Annotated in this window: 20 protein-coding genes; 16 read left to right on the top strand and 4 right to left on the bottom strand. The window is 48.5% G+C overall.

Translation table 11 applies throughout. The features are described from left to right. The first annotated feature begins 1 nt into the window (after position 1). The 7 genes from ACOQOZ_RS17690 (at position 2) to ACOQOZ_RS17660 (ending at position 4,431) form a co-directional block, all read left to right on the top strand. Positions 2–1,030: a DUF2157 domain-containing protein gene (locus ACOQOZ_RS17690; RefSeq protein WP_420589476.1), complete on the top strand. Its 1,029-nt coding sequence runs from the start codon at positions 2–4 to the stop codon at positions 1,028–1,030. 83 nt (positions 1,031–1,113) lie between these two features. Next, positions 1,114–1,467 (top strand): HopJ type III effector protein, encoded by a 354-nt coding sequence (locus tag ACOQOZ_RS17685; RefSeq protein WP_420589475.1) that lies wholly within the window; start codon positions 1,114–1,116, stop codon positions 1,465–1,467. A 4-nt stretch (positions 1,468–1,471) separates the two neighbouring features. Then, positions 1,472–2,185: a septum site-determining protein MinC gene (gene minC, locus ACOQOZ_RS17680; RefSeq protein WP_420589474.1), complete on the top strand. Its 714-nt coding sequence runs from the start codon at positions 1,472–1,474 to the stop codon at positions 2,183–2,185. 71 nt (positions 2,186–2,256) lie between these two features. Beyond that, positions 2,257–3,063 carry a septum site-determining protein MinD gene (gene minD / locus ACOQOZ_RS17675; RefSeq protein WP_420589473.1) on the top strand — a complete coding sequence of 269 codons (807 nt, stop codon included), beginning with the start codon at positions 2,257–2,259 and terminating at the stop codon, positions 3,061–3,063. An 11-nt stretch (positions 3,064–3,074) separates the two neighbouring features. Continuing rightward, positions 3,075–3,329: a cell division topological specificity factor MinE gene (gene minE / locus ACOQOZ_RS17670; RefSeq protein WP_420589472.1), complete on the top strand. Its 255-nt coding sequence runs from the start codon at positions 3,075–3,077 to the stop codon at positions 3,327–3,329. 20 nt (positions 3,330–3,349) lie between these two features. Further along, positions 3,350–3,865 (top strand): paraquat-inducible protein A, encoded by a 516-nt coding sequence (locus tag ACOQOZ_RS17665; protein WP_420589471.1) that lies wholly within the window; start codon positions 3,350–3,352, stop codon positions 3,863–3,865. 164 nt (positions 3,866–4,029) lie between these two features. Then, positions 4,030–4,431 carry a peptidylprolyl isomerase gene (locus ACOQOZ_RS17660; protein ID WP_420589470.1) on the top strand — a complete coding sequence of 134 codons (402 nt, stop codon included), beginning with the start codon at positions 4,030–4,032 and terminating at the stop codon, positions 4,429–4,431. Here the strand turns inward: ACOQOZ_RS17660 and ACOQOZ_RS17655 are convergent. Next, positions 4,410–4,778, bottom strand: a complete 369-nt coding sequence (locus ACOQOZ_RS17655; protein ID WP_420589469.1) for a hypothetical protein — start codon at positions 4,776–4,778, stop codon at positions 4,410–4,412. The two genes, ACOQOZ_RS17660 and ACOQOZ_RS17655, sit on opposite strands and share 22 nt — an antisense overlap. A 268-nt stretch (positions 4,779–5,046) precedes the next feature. Between ACOQOZ_RS17655 and ACOQOZ_RS17650 the strand changes: the two genes are divergently transcribed. Next, positions 5,047–6,918, top strand: a complete 1,872-nt coding sequence (locus tag ACOQOZ_RS17650; RefSeq protein WP_420589468.1) for a methyl-accepting chemotaxis protein — start codon at positions 5,047–5,049, stop codon at positions 6,916–6,918. A gap of 17 nt (positions 6,919–6,935) precedes the next feature. Here ACOQOZ_RS17650 and ACOQOZ_RS17645 read toward each other — a convergent pair whose 3' ends face one another. Beyond that, the gene (locus ACOQOZ_RS17645) at positions 6,936–7,856 is read right to left on the bottom strand and encodes an AraC family transcriptional regulator (protein WP_420589467.1); all 921 of its coding nucleotides are present in this window, start codon (positions 7,854–7,856) and stop codon (positions 6,936–6,938) included. A 106-nt stretch (positions 7,857–7,962) separates the two neighbouring features. Here ACOQOZ_RS17645 and ACOQOZ_RS17640 point away from each other — a divergent pair, with 106 nt between their 5' ends. From ACOQOZ_RS17640 to ACOQOZ_RS17610, 7 genes are all read left to right on the top strand, one after another. After that, positions 7,963–8,349 (top strand): hypothetical protein, encoded by a 387-nt coding sequence (locus tag ACOQOZ_RS17640; RefSeq protein WP_420589466.1) that lies wholly within the window; start codon positions 7,963–7,965, stop codon positions 8,347–8,349. A 189-nt stretch (positions 8,350–8,538) separates the two neighbouring features. Further along, positions 8,539–8,847, top strand: coding sequence for a DUF1244 domain-containing protein (locus ACOQOZ_RS17635; protein ID WP_420589465.1), 309 nt, complete (start codon positions 8,539–8,541; stop codon positions 8,845–8,847). A gap of 77 nt (positions 8,848–8,924) precedes the next feature. Further along, positions 8,925–9,611 carry an SIMPL domain-containing protein gene (locus ACOQOZ_RS17630; protein ID WP_420589464.1) on the top strand — a complete coding sequence of 229 codons (687 nt, stop codon included), beginning with the start codon at positions 8,925–8,927 and terminating at the stop codon, positions 9,609–9,611. Next, complete coding sequence (locus tag ACOQOZ_RS17625; RefSeq protein ID WP_420589463.1) at positions 9,612–9,854, top strand: DUF1653 domain-containing protein; 243 nt, start codon at positions 9,612–9,614, stop codon at positions 9,852–9,854. Positions 9,855–9,857: 3 nt separating this feature from the next. Then, entirely contained in the window at positions 9,858–10,334 is a 477-nt protein-coding gene (ybaK, locus tag ACOQOZ_RS17620) for a Cys-tRNA(Pro) deacylase (protein ID WP_420589462.1), read from the top strand. Positions 10,335–10,455: 121 nt separating this feature from the next. After that, positions 10,456–10,944: a hypothetical protein gene (locus ACOQOZ_RS17615; RefSeq protein ID WP_420589461.1), complete on the top strand. Its 489-nt coding sequence runs from the start codon at positions 10,456–10,458 to the stop codon at positions 10,942–10,944. A 218-nt stretch (positions 10,945–11,162) separates the two neighbouring features. Further along, positions 11,163–11,672: a cytochrome b gene (locus ACOQOZ_RS17610; protein ID WP_420589460.1), complete on the top strand. Its 510-nt coding sequence runs from the start codon at positions 11,163–11,165 to the stop codon at positions 11,670–11,672. Here the strand turns inward: ACOQOZ_RS17610 and ACOQOZ_RS17605 are convergent. Further along, the gene (locus tag ACOQOZ_RS17605; RefSeq protein WP_420589459.1) at positions 11,669–12,457 is read right to left on the bottom strand and encodes a TIGR01458 family HAD-type hydrolase; all 789 of its coding nucleotides are present in this window, start codon (positions 12,455–12,457) and stop codon (positions 11,669–11,671) included. The two genes, ACOQOZ_RS17610 and ACOQOZ_RS17605, sit on opposite strands and share 4 nt — an antisense overlap. A gap of 123 nt (positions 12,458–12,580) precedes the next feature. Next, positions 12,581–13,939 carry a cytochrome-c peroxidase gene (locus ACOQOZ_RS17600; protein WP_420589458.1) on the bottom strand — a complete coding sequence of 453 codons (1,359 nt, stop codon included), beginning with the start codon at positions 13,937–13,939 and terminating at the stop codon, positions 12,581–12,583. A 202-nt stretch (positions 13,940–14,141) separates the two neighbouring features. Between ACOQOZ_RS17600 and ACOQOZ_RS17595 the strand changes: the two genes are divergently transcribed. Next, positions 14,142–15,662 carry an imelysin family protein gene (locus tag ACOQOZ_RS17595; RefSeq protein WP_420589457.1) on the top strand — a complete coding sequence of 507 codons (1,521 nt, stop codon included), beginning with the start codon at positions 14,142–14,144 and terminating at the stop codon, positions 15,660–15,662. Positions 15,663–15,711 lie beyond the last annotated feature (49 nt).

Here is a 15,711-nt window from a genome sequence, read left to right as displayed (position 1 = left end):
TATGAAGGTTACCCGTCAACAGTTAACGAATGCCGCCAGCGCCAATATTATTTCGGCGCAACAAGCAGACGATCTTTATCAGTTTCTGCAAACTCAGGATCAGCACAGTGCCCGTTTCAGCTTTACCCATGTGTTGTATTACCTGGGTGGCTTAGTTGCCATTGGTGCCATGACCTTATTTATGAACCTGGGGTGGGAGACCTTTGGTGGTGCAGGCATCGTGTTTATCTCACTGTTTTACGCTGCGGTGGGATTGTTATTCAGCCACAGGTTTGCTGCCAAAAACCTGATTATCCCAGCCGGTATTTGCGCCACCTTTGTTGTCAGTCTCACACCACTGGCGATATACGGCTTACAGCAATGGCTGGGTGTCTGGCCGGATGACAGTGTGTATCGCGACTATCACAGATACATTCAGTGGCACTGGCTGTATATGGAGCTGGGTACCTTAGCGGTTGGTTGCGCCATCGCCTGGAAATATAAATACCCGTTTTTGATGATGCCGATAGCCGTCACCCTCTGGTATATGAGTATGGATATCGCTGCGATGTTGACCGGCGGCGACTATGACTGGGAGCTGCGTAAACTGGTATCTATGTACAGCGGCCTGCTGATGATTGGTTTAGCCTTCTGGGTTGATATCCGTTCACGCCACAGCGCTGACTATGCCTTCTGGGTTTATATCTTCGGTGTGATGGCCTTCTGGGGTGGTTTGTCGCTGCAACATTCAGACAGCGAGCTATCGAAGTTTCTGTATTTCTGCATCAACCTGCTGATGATTTTCACCGGTGTATTAATTGTTCGTCGTGTGCTTGTGGTGTTTGGAGCCATCGGCAGCTGCATCTATCTCGGTCACCTGGCATCAACGATATTCCGCGACAGCTGGTTATTTCCGATTTCACTCACTGCTATTGGCCTGGGCATTATTTATCTTGGTGTGCTTTGGCAGAAACATGAACGCGATATCACAACCCGGGCTCAGCGGTTTTTGCCGCGCCCTCTGCGTGAATTATTAGCCAGCCGGAACTGACAACTCAGGTCAGCAATGGTAGCCTTGGCTACCGTTTTTATCCGACGATTAATCGTTGTTATCTGACCTATTGAGCATTATCCATGAGTGATTTCCAACAAGCTAAAGAGACCTTCCTGCAACAGCTGAACAGCAACGAACATGTATTCGCCACCACGCTGGAATTTATTGAGACCTGGTTCGATTTCACCCCTTCTGCGTTCCAGAACGGTTCTGTAGCAAACGCGGTTGATCAGAATCAGGGCAGCTGTAAGGTTTTCGCACTGGCTGAATTGCTGGAACTGACTCAGGAGCAGGCACTGCGTTGTTTTGGTGAGCACTACCGTGACGTGGTTGCCACGCCGGATGCGGATAACCACCACAACCTGCGTCGCTTGTTAAAAGAAGGCCTGGCCGATATCAGCTTCGATAGCTTCCCTCTGACTCAGAAAGCCTGACATCATGAGCAACAGCACGGATGTGAAGCTTAAAGCCGGACTGGTACCACTGACGACCTTAACCTTCAGTGGTGCCGACCTGGATCAGGTACAAAAGCAGCTGGCGAGAAAAAAGGCGGAAGCACCCGCCCTGTTTAACAACCTGCCTTGTGTACTCGACCTCAGTGGTCTGGAAGCGGTTGATCTTGCCGCGCTGAAAGATATTTGTCGGAATTCCGGTTTATTAGCGGTCGCCGTTAAAAACTGTCCTGAGGCCTTGCTGCCTCAGCTCAGCACTCTGCAGCTGGCTGATCTGGGCCGCGGACAAACCAAACAAGCCCCCGCTACCACGCAAAATACTGTAAAAAATCAAACAGTTACTGAAGAAAAGCCGCAACGTGCCGTTAAGGTACACAGCGCTAATGTGCGCTCCGGGCAACAGCTCTATTTTGATGGTGACCTGTTTATTCTGGGCATGGTCAGTGCCGGCGCTGAAGTGATTGCCACCGGTGATATTCATATCTACGGCGCCCTGCGTGGCCGCGCCTTAGCCGGTGCCAAGGGTGACGAAGCCGCTGTCATCAGTGCTCAGCAGTTCGAAGCCGAACTGGTGGCCGTTGCCGGACAATACAAGCTGTTTGAAGACCAGCACGAACAACACAAACAAGCCGTGGTGATCCAACTCAATCAGAGTGCCGTCGACGACAGCGCTAACTTGAACATCATGGGTGTTTCATAAATACTGCTGGCAGTTTTTGAATTCAGTGAATCGCACCGCGATCCACGACATTAATAAAGGAAGTTCACGCCTTGGCTAAAATCATCGTTGTTACCTCCGGTAAAGGCGGAGTGGGAAAAACCACCTCCAGTGCAGCCATCTCAGCCGCATTGGCGATGAAGGGAAACAAAACCGTCGTGATCGATTTCGATGTGGGTTTACGTAACCTGGATCTGGTGATGGGTTGCGAGCGTCGCGTGGTCTATGACTTCGTTAACGTGGTACAGGGCGAAGCCAGCCTGAAACAAGCACTGATTAAAGACAAACGTCTGGAAAATCTGTTTGTTCTGCCTGCCTCACAAACCCGTGACAAAGATGCTCTGACCATCGAAGGCGTGGAAAAAGTCCTGGCTGACCTGGCTGAAGACTTCGATTACATCATCTGTGATTCTCCGGCGGGTATCGAACACGGTGCACAAATGGCACTCTACTTCGCTCAGGAAGCCATCATTGTTACCAACCCGGAAGTCTCTTCAGTACGTGACTCCGACCGTATTATCGGCATCCTGCAAAGCAAGTCGCGCATGGCGGAGCAAGGCAAAACGGTGAAAGAACACCTGTTGCTGACCCGTTATAACCCGGAGCGGGTTGAGCGTGGTGAGATGTTATCCGTCGAAGATGTGGAAGATATTCTGGCAATTCCATTGCTGGGTGTGATTCCGGAATCAGAAGCCGTATTAAAAGCATCGAACCAGGGCATCCCGGTAACCCATGATGAAGACAGTGATGCTGGTCAGGCTTACGATGACGCAGTTGCCCGCTATCTGGGTGAAGATCGTCCCCACCGTTTCCTTGAGAAGCAGAAAAAAGGCTTCCTGAAACGTGTCTTTGGCGGCTAAGGAGAGCAGCTATGAGTTTGATGGACATGTTCCGTAAGGAACAAAAAACTTCCGCCAGCGTCGCTAAAGAACGTTTGCGCGTACTGGTAGCCCACGATCGCTTACGTAATAACGGTCCGGATTACCTGCCACAGTTACAGCAGGAAATTCTGGCGGTGATTCGTAAATATGTTGCCATTGATGATCAGGACGTTAACGTTCAACTGGAACAACAAGGCCAGACTTCGGTACTGGAACTGAACGTTACCCTGCCCGACGACCAATAACCTCAGAATTCCATTCTCACATGAATACGCTTATTGCCAGCTGGACCCAGAAATCCTGGGTTCAGCGCTTCGGCCTGCTACTGGCCATCATCAGTTACGGTTTGCTTTACCCGGGAGTGATGGAGCCCATCATGACTCTGAGTGCTTCCGTTAGTTTATTTGGCTTAAAAACCCAGATGTTCCACGAAACCCGCTCAATCTGGGAAACCGTCGAAACTCTGCACAATCTGGGTTACACCGCGGTTGCAATTGCGATCGTCACCTTCAGTGTGGTGATTCCGGTCGGCAAAGCGCTGATGATTATTTTCACCTGGTTAAAACCATCACCGGGACGCTGGCGCTTTGTCGCTGCGATCAGTAAATGGTCGATGGCAGATGTGTTTGTTGTGGCGATTCTGGTGGCCTTCTTCACCGCTAAAGCCACTGCTGAGCTCGAAGCTGAATTGCTGGTAGGCTTCTACTGGTTCAGCGCCTTCTGTTTATTGTCGATCTTATCTGGCCAATTGCTGGCACATCAGTCCTCAACGGATAAATAGCGCGATCTGTATGAATTTACTTTTAAAGCAGCAACAGGATGTTGCGGTAGCATCAAAGGCACAGGGATGTGCCTCTGATGCGGCGGCTAAAAGTAAGTCCATATAGAAAGCGTGAATACAATCTTCTGCTAAGCTTTTAGTAATTCTGTCAATTTAAAAAGCTTATGACTTCCAACACCACTGTTGCTCTGCACCACATTCTTCTTAAAAGCCCACTACTGGCAGACGATATCGTTAAAGAGCTGGAACTGGGTGCTGACTTTGCCGATCTGGCGAAAGAATACTCTGCCTGCCCATCTGCTAATAATGAAGGGTTTGCTGGTTACCACAACCTGGATACGTTGCCGACCGGCATTGTTAAAGCGCTCAGCGCCTGGGACGGAGGAACGCCTTACACCAAACCGGCAAGGACTCAGTTTGGTCTGCATATTCTTAAGCCCGTCAGTAAACTGGAGCGTCAGGTGATTACAGATGATGGCGCTGATGAGTTCTCTAATGAAGAAGGTGAGTTCTCAGGTGAAGAAAACAGCCAAACGCTGGACAATCAGGGGTCAGCAGAGTCCTGATTATCCAGAAACGCGACCAGCGCTTCGCGGGCACTGCGGGCAACATAACTGCCCGCGATGTGAATCGAGTCCACCAGCATCTCGATTCGCTGATTAGCCAGACTGATCAGCACATGCTGACCTTCGCTCTGCACATCCTCTTGCCACTCATCTTCTTCTGCTGAAAACCCTTCGGCATCATTCATTACGAACACACCCACCTCAGTCATCCGTCCCATCTCATCGTATTCGATACGTTCGTACTCATTGTCTGAATCCAGCTCAATGGCACCGTGAGTTTGCAACTGAAATTCAATTACAGCAAAACAGCGCGGAGCAGAAAGAAAATCACGTGCCTGTTCGTACACAATTATGCTGCTGTCAGTGTTATTGCCACCATTTATTAACACTATATTTTCTGAGGTTATTTCAGAGGAAGGGTGAGATGATTTTGGTACTTTAGTTAGCATTGCCAATCTTTAAAATATAATAAAAATAGTGGAAATAATCGAAAATTATAAAAAAGCTATTTTGCTCATTTAGAAGCTAATTTACTACTGTCTTTCCGAGAAAAGGTGAAATCTACACCTATACTGCAATGAACTATTAACGGCCAAAATCCTGATGGGGGAAGCCATGAAGTTTGCCCATAAAATTGTCATTACATCCAGTGTAATTCTGGCAATTTCTTTAATAACTTTATCATTAAATCAATATTTTAATGTAAAACAACAAATTGACAAGCAAGTCAGTGACAGCGTGGATGAAATTGTTACTGCGATGTCGATGAATATTCAGGAAGTTATGGCAACTAAAGCGGATCTTACCGCTTATTCTGTATCCCAATTGGGTAGCAACTTCAGTGACGAACATTTTCGTGAAGTGTTCAGCCAGCCGATTATTAAAAAACACTTTTTGTTAGCAGGCTTAGGACGTGAATCCGACGGCTCTTTTATTGGTAATGATCCGAACTGGAGCCCATCCAATTACGACCCGCGTAAACGTATGTGGTATCAGGAAGCCAAAAGCCAGGGAAAACTGTTATTCACTGCTCCTTACGCTGACGCGGCAACCGGAGAGATTCTGATATCCACCGCCATGCCGGTTTACGAAAGCGGACGTTTCTACGGCGCTATTTTTACTGACGTTAGCCTTAAAGGTCTGGCAGAGATCAGTAACCGCGCCAATTTATTCGGTGCCGGTTATGCCTTTATTGTCAGTGCCGATGGTGATTTTATTGCTCACCCTGAGGCCAAATATAATGGCAAACCTATGTCGGAAGTATTTGGTAGCCAGCTGAATACAGCCAGTTCCGAGCCTGTTGCAATTGAACTGAATGGCAAAAAAACCTGGGTTCAATTCAATTCATTAGACGGTCTGGGTTGGCACCTTGGCGTCGCTCTTAATGACGATATTGTTCACGCATCGATCTACAGCCTGCGTAACGACGCAATCATTTATTCGTTAATCGCCATCGCTCTCGCTATTGTTGTTCTCGGAGGCATTATTAATAAATTAATGCAGCCGCTGCGTGAATTAAACGATGCTATGCGTGATGTAGCGACTGGTGAGGGCGATTTAACCCGTCGCCTGAAAACCAACTCTGATGTCGAGTTTGCCAGTCTGGCGAAGAACTTTAATATCTTCGCCGAAAAACTGCAGGATATGATCCGGCGGGTGAAAGAAATTGGCGACAACATTAACGACAGCACCGCCCGTGTTGCTGCAGGTGCAGCCAGTTCTGCATCGGCAATGACCCAACAAAGCGAAGAGGTTGAACATCTGGCGACGGCAATGACCGAAATGGCATCAACCGCATCAGAAGTTGCTTCAAATGCTCAAAGTGCTGCAGAAGCGGTACAAACGGCGGACGATGCTGTTGGTCGTGGGGTTGAAGCCGTGAGCCATACCGTAGACTCCATCGCGAATCTATCGGAACAAATCGAGCAAGCCGTAGATAAGGTTCAGGAACTGGAACAGGACACCGCAAGTATCGAATCCATTCTTGGTGTTATTAATGAAATTGCCGGACAAACCAACCTGCTGGCTTTGAACGCCGCGATTGAGGCTGCCCGTGCGGGTGAGTCAGGTCGGGGTTTTGCGGTAGTAGCCGATGAAGTTCGTAGTCTTGCCGCCCGAACTCAGGATTCTACTTCTGAAATTCGCGACAAAATCGAGAAACTGCAGGGTGGAGTTGCCGCAGTGGTAAGTGTGATGGATCAAAGCAAAAACACCACCAACGACACCGTTGAACGAGTGGAAATGGCCAATCAAACCAACGCTGAAGTGCGTGAGAGTATTCGTAAGATCACGGATATGAATCTGCAGATTGCCAGCGCTGCGGAAGAACAAAGCCTGGTTGCCGAAGAAATGAACCGTAACACCTCAAACATCAGCAGCCTGTCGCAGCAGGTGAAAGAAAGTGCCGCTAACGCCGCCAGCTCAATGGAGCATCAGGTTGGCGAGGTTCGAGAACACGAACGCCTGCTCAACCAGTTTGTTGTGTAACGCCTTTATACAGCGGCTCAGCTCTGAGCCGCTTTTCTGACAGCACCGGGGGTTTCCCCGGTGACTTGTTTATAGGCCTTACGAAAGGCCGCTTCCGATTCGTAACCACATTGCTCGGCAATATCCAGCATCGACCGCTGACTGTGCTTCAACAGCGTTGTTGCCTCACGCATACGCCACTGACTGAGATAGCGCATGGCCGGCATGCCCACCATTTTCTGAAAATACGCTGCAAACGATGAGCGACCCATCCCAGCCTGCTGGGCAAGCGTTACCAAAGTCCAGCTTTGCTGGGGCTGATTGTGAATCGCTGCCAACGCTTTACTGATCTTCGGATCAAACAAAGCGGCCAGTAAACCCTCTTTTAATTTGCCCGAGTCGATCTGTTGGCGAATCACCTGTACAAACAGTAAATACGCCAGCTGATTCACCACTGCCATAAAACCCGGTGGCCGCTTCTTTAATTCCGCCACAATAAATTCAATCAATGCCCGTAACATAGGCTGAGGGCTCTGGTCACTCAGATCCAGTATCACCACATCATCCAGGCTGTCTAACAATGGCCAGGCAGCTTTGTTGCTGAAGTCGAAGTAACCACAAATCATTTCGGTGGTGACCGCCTGCGTCTCATCAAACCCAGCATTCACTAACTCTGACTTAGGCGGCAGCTCACTGTGAGAAATAATATGCTGCTGATCGCGGGGAAACAGCACCATATCGCCAGCATTCAGTACCCGGGGTTCACAGCCCTCAATATGTAACCAGGCACGTCCGGAACTGATCAGATGAAAAGGAATATGACGCTCCCCGGATGTATCGACGGCCCAGGCACCACAAAAGCGTCCACTGACGTATACCTCGCCATGAAGCTGTAGCCCCATTAGCAAGGCGCTGAGTGCATCTGGTTCACCCAACCAAACATTTGGACTATCAGACATATTTTACGCACTCCTGAGCATTATTAATCCAAATATATCCCACTATATTGTGTACATCAGCTGGTCACAACCAGATTGTTTATCTACTAAGCACAGGAGCTTAACCATGAAAAACCCACTGACTACACTGCGCCAACTGTTCGCTGTTGTTGTATTAGCCACCATTACTCTGACTCAGGCTATTGCTGGCACTCCAATCACCCGCGATGACGGTGTGACTGTAATTAATCTGGATGAATACAATGGTTACTTCGCCGCCCATGAAACCGTTGCAGGCTTAAAAGCCGGTGAGTACGAATTCGTCATCACTAACAAGTCGGACAAGCTGGTTGGTTTCCAGATTCAGGATCTTGAGACCAAGAGCAACCTGGATATGTTCCCGCTGGAACCAGGTGAGAAGCGTATTTCCCGCGTTACCATCGGTAAAGAAGGCGTACGCTACCGCTGCCCGATTAACCCAACACCTTGGTATGACCTGGATGTAATTAAGTAATTCAGTCTGCTATTTCATATTCCTTCCTTTGCGCCCCACTGAGTTCAGTGCGGGCGCTTTTTTTCGTACATACGAATCACAGCGGAATACTGATACATCACAGGTTTTCGCCGTCTTTACGCATTATGACTGACCTGTGCAGTCGTTTTTTATATAGTGGCAGCAGTTACAACGATACTGGAAACTGCAATGAGCATTGAGAACCTCACACCTGAACAGCAACAAGCCATCGAAGCCGCTACGTTTCGCCGTTTACTGCAACATCTGGACGAGCGCAAAGATGCACAAAATATCGACCTGATGAATCTGGCTGGCTTCTGCCGTAATTGTTTAGCGAAGTGGTACAAAGCAGCAGCTGAGCAGGAAAATGTTGAAGTTGACTACGACCAGGCGCGCGAACGGGTGTACGGAATGCCTTACAGCGAGTGGAAAGAAAAACATCAGCAAGCGGCAACCCCGGAACAGCTGGCTAAATTTGAGCAGCAAAACAGCAAATAAAATTTGCTTGTTTTCAATCACCTGATTTTCACATCAGGCTTTCATAAAGCATTAAAAAAGATCTGACAGGAAAGTGTATGCGTTATTTTATTGTGTGTTTCGCCCTGCTGTTCAGCAGTGTCAGTCTGGCTGACGACGATCATCGCTTTATTCAGGTTACCGGTAACGGCAGCATCAGTGCCCTGCCAGATTATCTGCAGCTTAATCTGAGTATTGAAGCAACCGCCAGTGACCTGAAGGCCGCTAAAAAACGGGTCGACAGCGCCATGAAAAAATTGCTGAAAACCACTAAGTCTCTGAACATCGCCGAAAAAGATATTGATGCGGCACACATCAGCAATCATCCGCAATACGAGTGGCGCAACAATAACCGTGAATATCGCGGCGAACAGGTTAACCGCAACGTCACCATCACATTACGCGATAAAGAAGCCTACGCTGAGCTGAGCCATCAGTTGCTGAATATCAGTGCAGTGCGCATTCATGGCAGCCAACTGAAATTTAATGATCGTCAGGCACTGCAGAATCAGGCCTTTGCTAACGCTGTTGAAGCTGCACGTAAAAAGGCCGCTATCATGGCCAAAGCCAGTGATAACACTCTTGGTGAAGTATTATCGATTCAGGAGCAAGGCGCGCACTCTCCTCAGCCGGTTTACGCCATGGCGCGCATGGAAAAGATGTCGATGGATGCTGAACCCGCGCCAATGCTGATTCAGAAACAAACCATCGAAGCCTCTGTTGTTATCCGCTACGAGTTAAAATAAATGTCTCAGTCAAATACTGCACCAGCCAGCATCGTTGCCGGTCGCTACCGCCATTACAAAGGTATGGAATATCAGGTGATTGGTCTGGTTAAACACTCAGAAACGGAAGAAACCCTGGTGCTGTATAAAATGCTGTACGGCGATTTCAGCAGTTGGGTTCGTCCATATTCTATGTTTGTTGAAACCATCGAAATAAACGGTGAAATCAAACCACGCTTTGAACTGATTGAGGCCGACAGCTGATTTATGACGCCTGCAATTAACGCCGCGAAAAAAGCCAAAGTCGGCTTTACATTGCATGAATACCAACACGATCCCAACAGCGAATCGTATGGTGAAGAAGCAGCGGAAGCACTTGGGCTGGATCCGGCCCAGGTGTTTAAAACCTTGTTAGTTAGTCTGACAGGCCACAAGAGCCCGCTCGCAGTTGCGGTCATTCCGGTCAGCCATCAGCTCAGCCTGAAAGCAATCGCCAAGGCCGTCGGCGCGAAAAAAGCTGAAATGGCCGATCCAAAAGTCGCCGAACGAACCACTGGCTATATCGTTGGTGGTATCAGCCCGATTGGGCAAAAGAAAGCGCTGCCAACGGTCATCGACAGCAGTGCCGGGAATCAAACCACCATCAATGTCAGTGCAGGTAAGCGTGGACTGGAAATCGAACTAACGCCACAGGATCTGGCGAAACTCACCCGCGCACAGTTCGCCAATATCGTCGCACTGTGATTTTTTATTAAGTCCGCAATTACGGACACGTCACTCCCAACCTTTCTCTGTAATCTGCCCACATCTGTTTCCCGCAGTGAGCAACTATTCTGCTCGCTGCCTAAAACGCTGTGAGGTTGTTATGTCCGTATTTAAAAAGCTGATGAACGCGGCTCTGTTTTTGAGCCTGTCTGCTGGAAGTTTCGCTGCTGATAGTGCCAAGGCAAAAGATCTGGTGCTGGCGTATTACCAGCATTCCAATGCCCTGGAATACGCCGAACTGTTACCGCTATTCCAACCCGAAGCGAAAATCGACATCACCTGGAAATACGGAGCTGGCCACCCGGATGATGAAGTTTCCACCACGGTAGCCGAGCTGGATAAGTACCTGGATGAAGAGACGATCCGAAAATCTTCCGAGATGATGGCCAGCTATAAAGAGCTGACCGCCAAAGAAGAAATTACCAGCGTCAACGAAGACAAAGATGAAATTCTGGTGGAAGCTATTCAAACCGTGAGCTACGAGATCGAAGGCTATCAGGGCACATCCAAACAAACCGATTTGTTTGTTTTAAAACAAGTAGATGGCCAATTGAAAATTACCGAGATGGAATCGGTTCTGGAGTTCTGATTAACCACTAACCTGTTCTTCCCTTTTGGTGTCGGCTCTCTGGGAACGGAGTCGGCACCTTTTTTTATTCACACACTCAGCACCACCTCCGATCGTCACCAGCATTTCATTAAATCGCAAACTCCTGCTATTACCCTGACCCAGATCAGAGCAAACAATAAAGAATCTCATTAACATTAACGTTTTTAACAACACTCCTGATGCATAACCAACGCTTTATGAATATCCAACGTTACTCACTGATTTGGCGCAGCCTGCACTGGCTTTCCGCTGTGGTTATTTTGTGGGCAATTGCCAGCGGCTTTTATCTGGCCCTGTTCGACGTCAGCGACGCAACCCATCATTGGATTGCAGATACCAATGTTGCCACCACATTAGTGTTTATTCCCTTTTTTACGCTACGCATGCTGATTGCCTGGCACTCAGAAAAACCTGAAACAAAAAACCTATCACCACAGCAACAACAACTGGCGCATCGTGGTCATCAGTTAATTTATCTGGCAGTGATTTGTGTGCTGATCAGCGGTGTATTAATGATGGAGCGGCCGATGCCATTTTTTGGTATCGCTGAATTCCCGGCATTGCTGGAAAAAGGAAATCTGACGCAGTTTTTCTTCTGGTTTCACCGTTGTTCCAACATTGCTCTGACTCTGTTGGTGCTGGCGCACCTGGCCGCTGTGGTAAAACACCAGCTCGCTGGTGTGCCGGTGTTACGCAAAATGGTTTAACTGACTTTTGCTAACTGCCCTTCTCGCCAGAGTTGTGGCAGGTCTTTGATCGAGTTGATAACGTATTCCGCCTTAATGACGCCTTGTTCATCCTGCTGGCGATATTTACCGGTTCGTACCAGACAGCCATGAATACCACAGTTTTTTGCCGCCATAACATCAGTCATCAGATCATCACCCAATAACAAGGTGTCCGCGGCACTCACGCCCATTTTTTGCAGAGCCTGCTGGAAAAAAGCCGAGGCCGGTTTTCCCATTACTAATGCCGATTTACCACTGGCATACTCCAGCGCTTTGATAAAGGGCCCGGTATCCAGCTGTAAATCTTCACCATTGCCGTAATAACGTGACATCCCCAGTGCCACCAGCACCGTTTCCGGAGACTTCATCAACACCCGGAAAGCATGATTCAGCGTGAAGTAATTCCAGTTAGCACTCATATCACCAATGATGACACCATCCGCTTTGTGGTCATCAAAACTGGCAACATCATCAAATTCGTGGCGAATGGCATCCGGAACAAACAAGGTCATTTTTTTACCCGGGTGTGCAGCAATCCAGTCTCTGGCTGCCGCTGCCGGGGTATGAATCTGGTCGGGAGTGCAATGTATGCCCAGACTGGTTAACCGTGCCCCGATCTGCTGGCGCGACATTGACGTTGTGTTAGTCACAAATAAGTGAGGGATATGCTGCTCACGCACCCATTGCAGTGTTTCAACTGCGCCGTCGATTGCTTTGCCCTGCTGATAAATCACACCATCGACATCAAAAAGAATTGCCTGCATAACCATCACCCCGCAGTGAGTTTCTTTTAAACTAGCTCAGGTATTTGGTTAAAAATATAAGATCCAAAACGAAAAAAGGCTGTCAATTACGACAGCCTTTTGTTGAGTTACACGCGGTAAAAATTAAATGCCACACTCCGTAACTTTTTGCTGATCAAGCAGAGATTCATACCGCTTATCGGTCAGCGTCATAAAGAAGCATTCAAACGCTTTAATCCGTTCCGGAGTCAGGATGACGTCATTACCACCCAACAACTCATGCTCAATATTGCGATTAACTTCCGGTGCTTTAAACGCCTGACCCGTTTCCGGATTTATCACGGTATTAGCCAGCTGAGGATCGTTCTGCTGACGCGCCCGGATTTTGGCATGCTCGTAAAAGTTCAGCACAGCTTCCAGTGTATCGAACACACCGTTGTGCATATACGGCGCGGTCACGGCGACATTTCGCATGGTTGGCACTTTGAACTTACCTTCGTTCGCCGCTTTTTCAGCTTGTGGCACCATAGGATTCAGCGCCAGACCTAAATCAACAAAGTCTTCAGCAACCCCATTAACCGCACGCAGATCGGTATTTTCCGGCACACCAATATTGTGATATTCGAAGCTGGTAAAGATCTCACCTCTGTCAGTGTTTGAGTTACGCAATTGGTGACATGCAGCACAGGTAAAATCTGATGAGAAAAACAGGGTTTTGCCACTGGCCGCCAAACTATCTGGCTCGTAGAAATATTCGCCTTTCAATGACTTGTCATACTTAGAATCAAACGGGTAAAACTCGCTGCGATTTCCAGACTCGAATTTACCGATGCTGTCTGCCATCGCTTTATAGGCAGTCTCAATGTCATCAAACACATTATCACCATACAGCGTCTTAAAAGAGCTGATGTAATGCTGGTTTTCCTGCAAACGAGCTACTGTCGAGGCTTTATCAGCCATCCCCATCTCTGCCGGATTCGTTGGTGGTCCGCCTGCCTGAGCGGCCAGATCAATCGCACGGCCATCCCAGAATTGTCCACCTAAATAGCCATCATAAGCACCAACACCACTGGTTCTCTGACTCGGCGCACGCTCTCGTGAACCTTTTTTAAAGTCTGCGCTAAATGCCATATAAGCTGCTGTCGGAGCATTCCGATCGCCAATTGAGGTGCCATTGGCCCCAAGAGAAGCCGGAGGAAACTTTTGATTCAGACTACTGATGTTACAGCGATCATCAACAAACCCTTTTTCGGGATTATGACAGCTGGCGCACGACTGGGTGCGGTTAAACGAAAGGTTAGTATCAAAGTAAAGTGCTTCACCCAGCACCTGCTTGCTGTCTGCCGTACTGCTCAATACCAATCCTGTTGGAGCCGCGCCTGAGCTATCGCAGGCCAGCGGCGCCGCTTTGGGTTGGTCATTACTGTCGTTATCTTTGTCGCTACCACAAGCCGCCAGCAGCAAACTCGTGCTGACAAGCAGCGAAGGGATCAGGTACTTCATTGAGTTACACCAGAATAAATTAACCACACAATTTTACTCGTTATTATTTAGTGCGACTAGGAGTGATTATTGATTGAGATCTATTTTTATACAAAAGCCTAGTTGCTAATCATTCTTATTTGTTTTACTGTGCGCATCATCAAAAACCCAGATAATTGCCATGGCTATTATCTGCTCCATGATTCAACACAGGAACACGATCATGAAACTGACTAAGTTAGCCGCATGTATTGCCGCGTCTACACTGCTGATCGCTTGCGGTAGCGACAACAAGAGCAGCAACAACGACAAGCCTCAGGATACTTTCAAAATTCCTGCACAAGTAACTGCTGCTAAAGATTCAATCAGCATCAACGTTGCTAACGTTAAGAAGCTGGTAGATACCAATGCAAACATCGCGCTGGCAGCTTACGAAGATTCTGTTACAACCGCCAAAGCACTGAAAACAGCTCTGGCAGCTCTGAAAGCAACTCCAACTGCTGACACACTGAAAGCAGCTAAGCAAGCATGGTTAGTAGCTCGTGAGCCATACGGTCAGACTGAAGTTTACCGTTTCCGCAGCAGCCCGATTGATTCGACGTCTTACCCGGAAAACACTAACGAAGACGGTCCTGAAGGCGCTATTAATGCATGGCCTCTGGGCGAAGCACTGATCGACTACGTTAAAGTGAATACTTCTGACTTTGGCGATGATCAGGTTGGTGTACCAGCAAACCAAGCTGGCGTTAACGGCAATGGCGCTTTGACTGCAGCACAAGCAGCTGCCAACACAGCTAACAACATTATTGGCCAAAGTGCGATCACCATTGACGCTGACCTGCTGGATAATAGCGCAACTGAAGCCGCGGGTGAGCGCGACGTTATTGCCGGTTACCACGCGATTGAATTCCTGCTGTGGGGCCAGGATCTGAACACAACTAACCAGGCTGTAACTGACGGTACTGACCGTGATAAAGCAGTGAACACTGGCAACATGGGTGGCCAGCGTCCGGTTTCTGATTTCGTTTCAACTCAAGCGGGTGACAAAGCAGCTCGTCGTCATCAGTACCTGGAAGTTGCGGTAGACAAACTGATTGCAGACCTGGAACAAGTACGTGATGGCTGGAAAGCTGGCGCGGCTTACCGCACTGCGTTCACCACAGTTACTACCGAAGCCGAAGCGAAAAAGCGTCTGGAAGAAATCCTGACCGGTATGGGTACTTTGTCTGAAGGTGAACTGGGCGGTGAGCGTATGCAAATCGCTTACGCTGGTAACTCTCAGGAAGATGAGCATTCTTGCTTCTCTGATAACACTCACCGTGATGTGGTTCTGAACGCACTGGGTGTCGCTAACAGCTATTACGGCGATTACGCTGGCTACGACAGTACGCTGAATGGTACTGCTAACGTAACCACCAACGCAGTTAAAGGCTACGGTTTCGACGACTACCTGGCTGATGCTAGCAAAGCAGCGATGGCAACAGGCGTTAAAGCGTTCCTGGATCTGACACAAACCAGCTACAACAAAGTTGATGCAGCGGCTCGTGATGGTAAGCCATTCGACGTTCTGATCATGCCAGCTAACCGTAACGCAACCAACCCGGTTCGCGAGACTATCCTGGCTCTGAATGCACAGTCTACTCAGTTACAGAACCTGGCGACTGGCCTGGGTCTGGGCGAAGTTGTTGATCCTAAAGCATCTAACTGTAACACTCAAAACCCTGACGCAGCTTGTCCTGAATAAGTGTTACAAAACCTGATAAAGGCCGGGCATTGCCCGGCTTTTGCCGTTA

Source organism: Bacterioplanoides sp. (assembly GCF_965219715.1).
Taxonomy (GTDB): Bacteria; Pseudomonadota; Gammaproteobacteria; order Pseudomonadales; family Oceanobacteraceae; genus Bacterioplanoides.
Note: the sequence above shows the minus strand (reverse complement) of the source record. Positions and strands in the feature narration are given on the sequence as shown.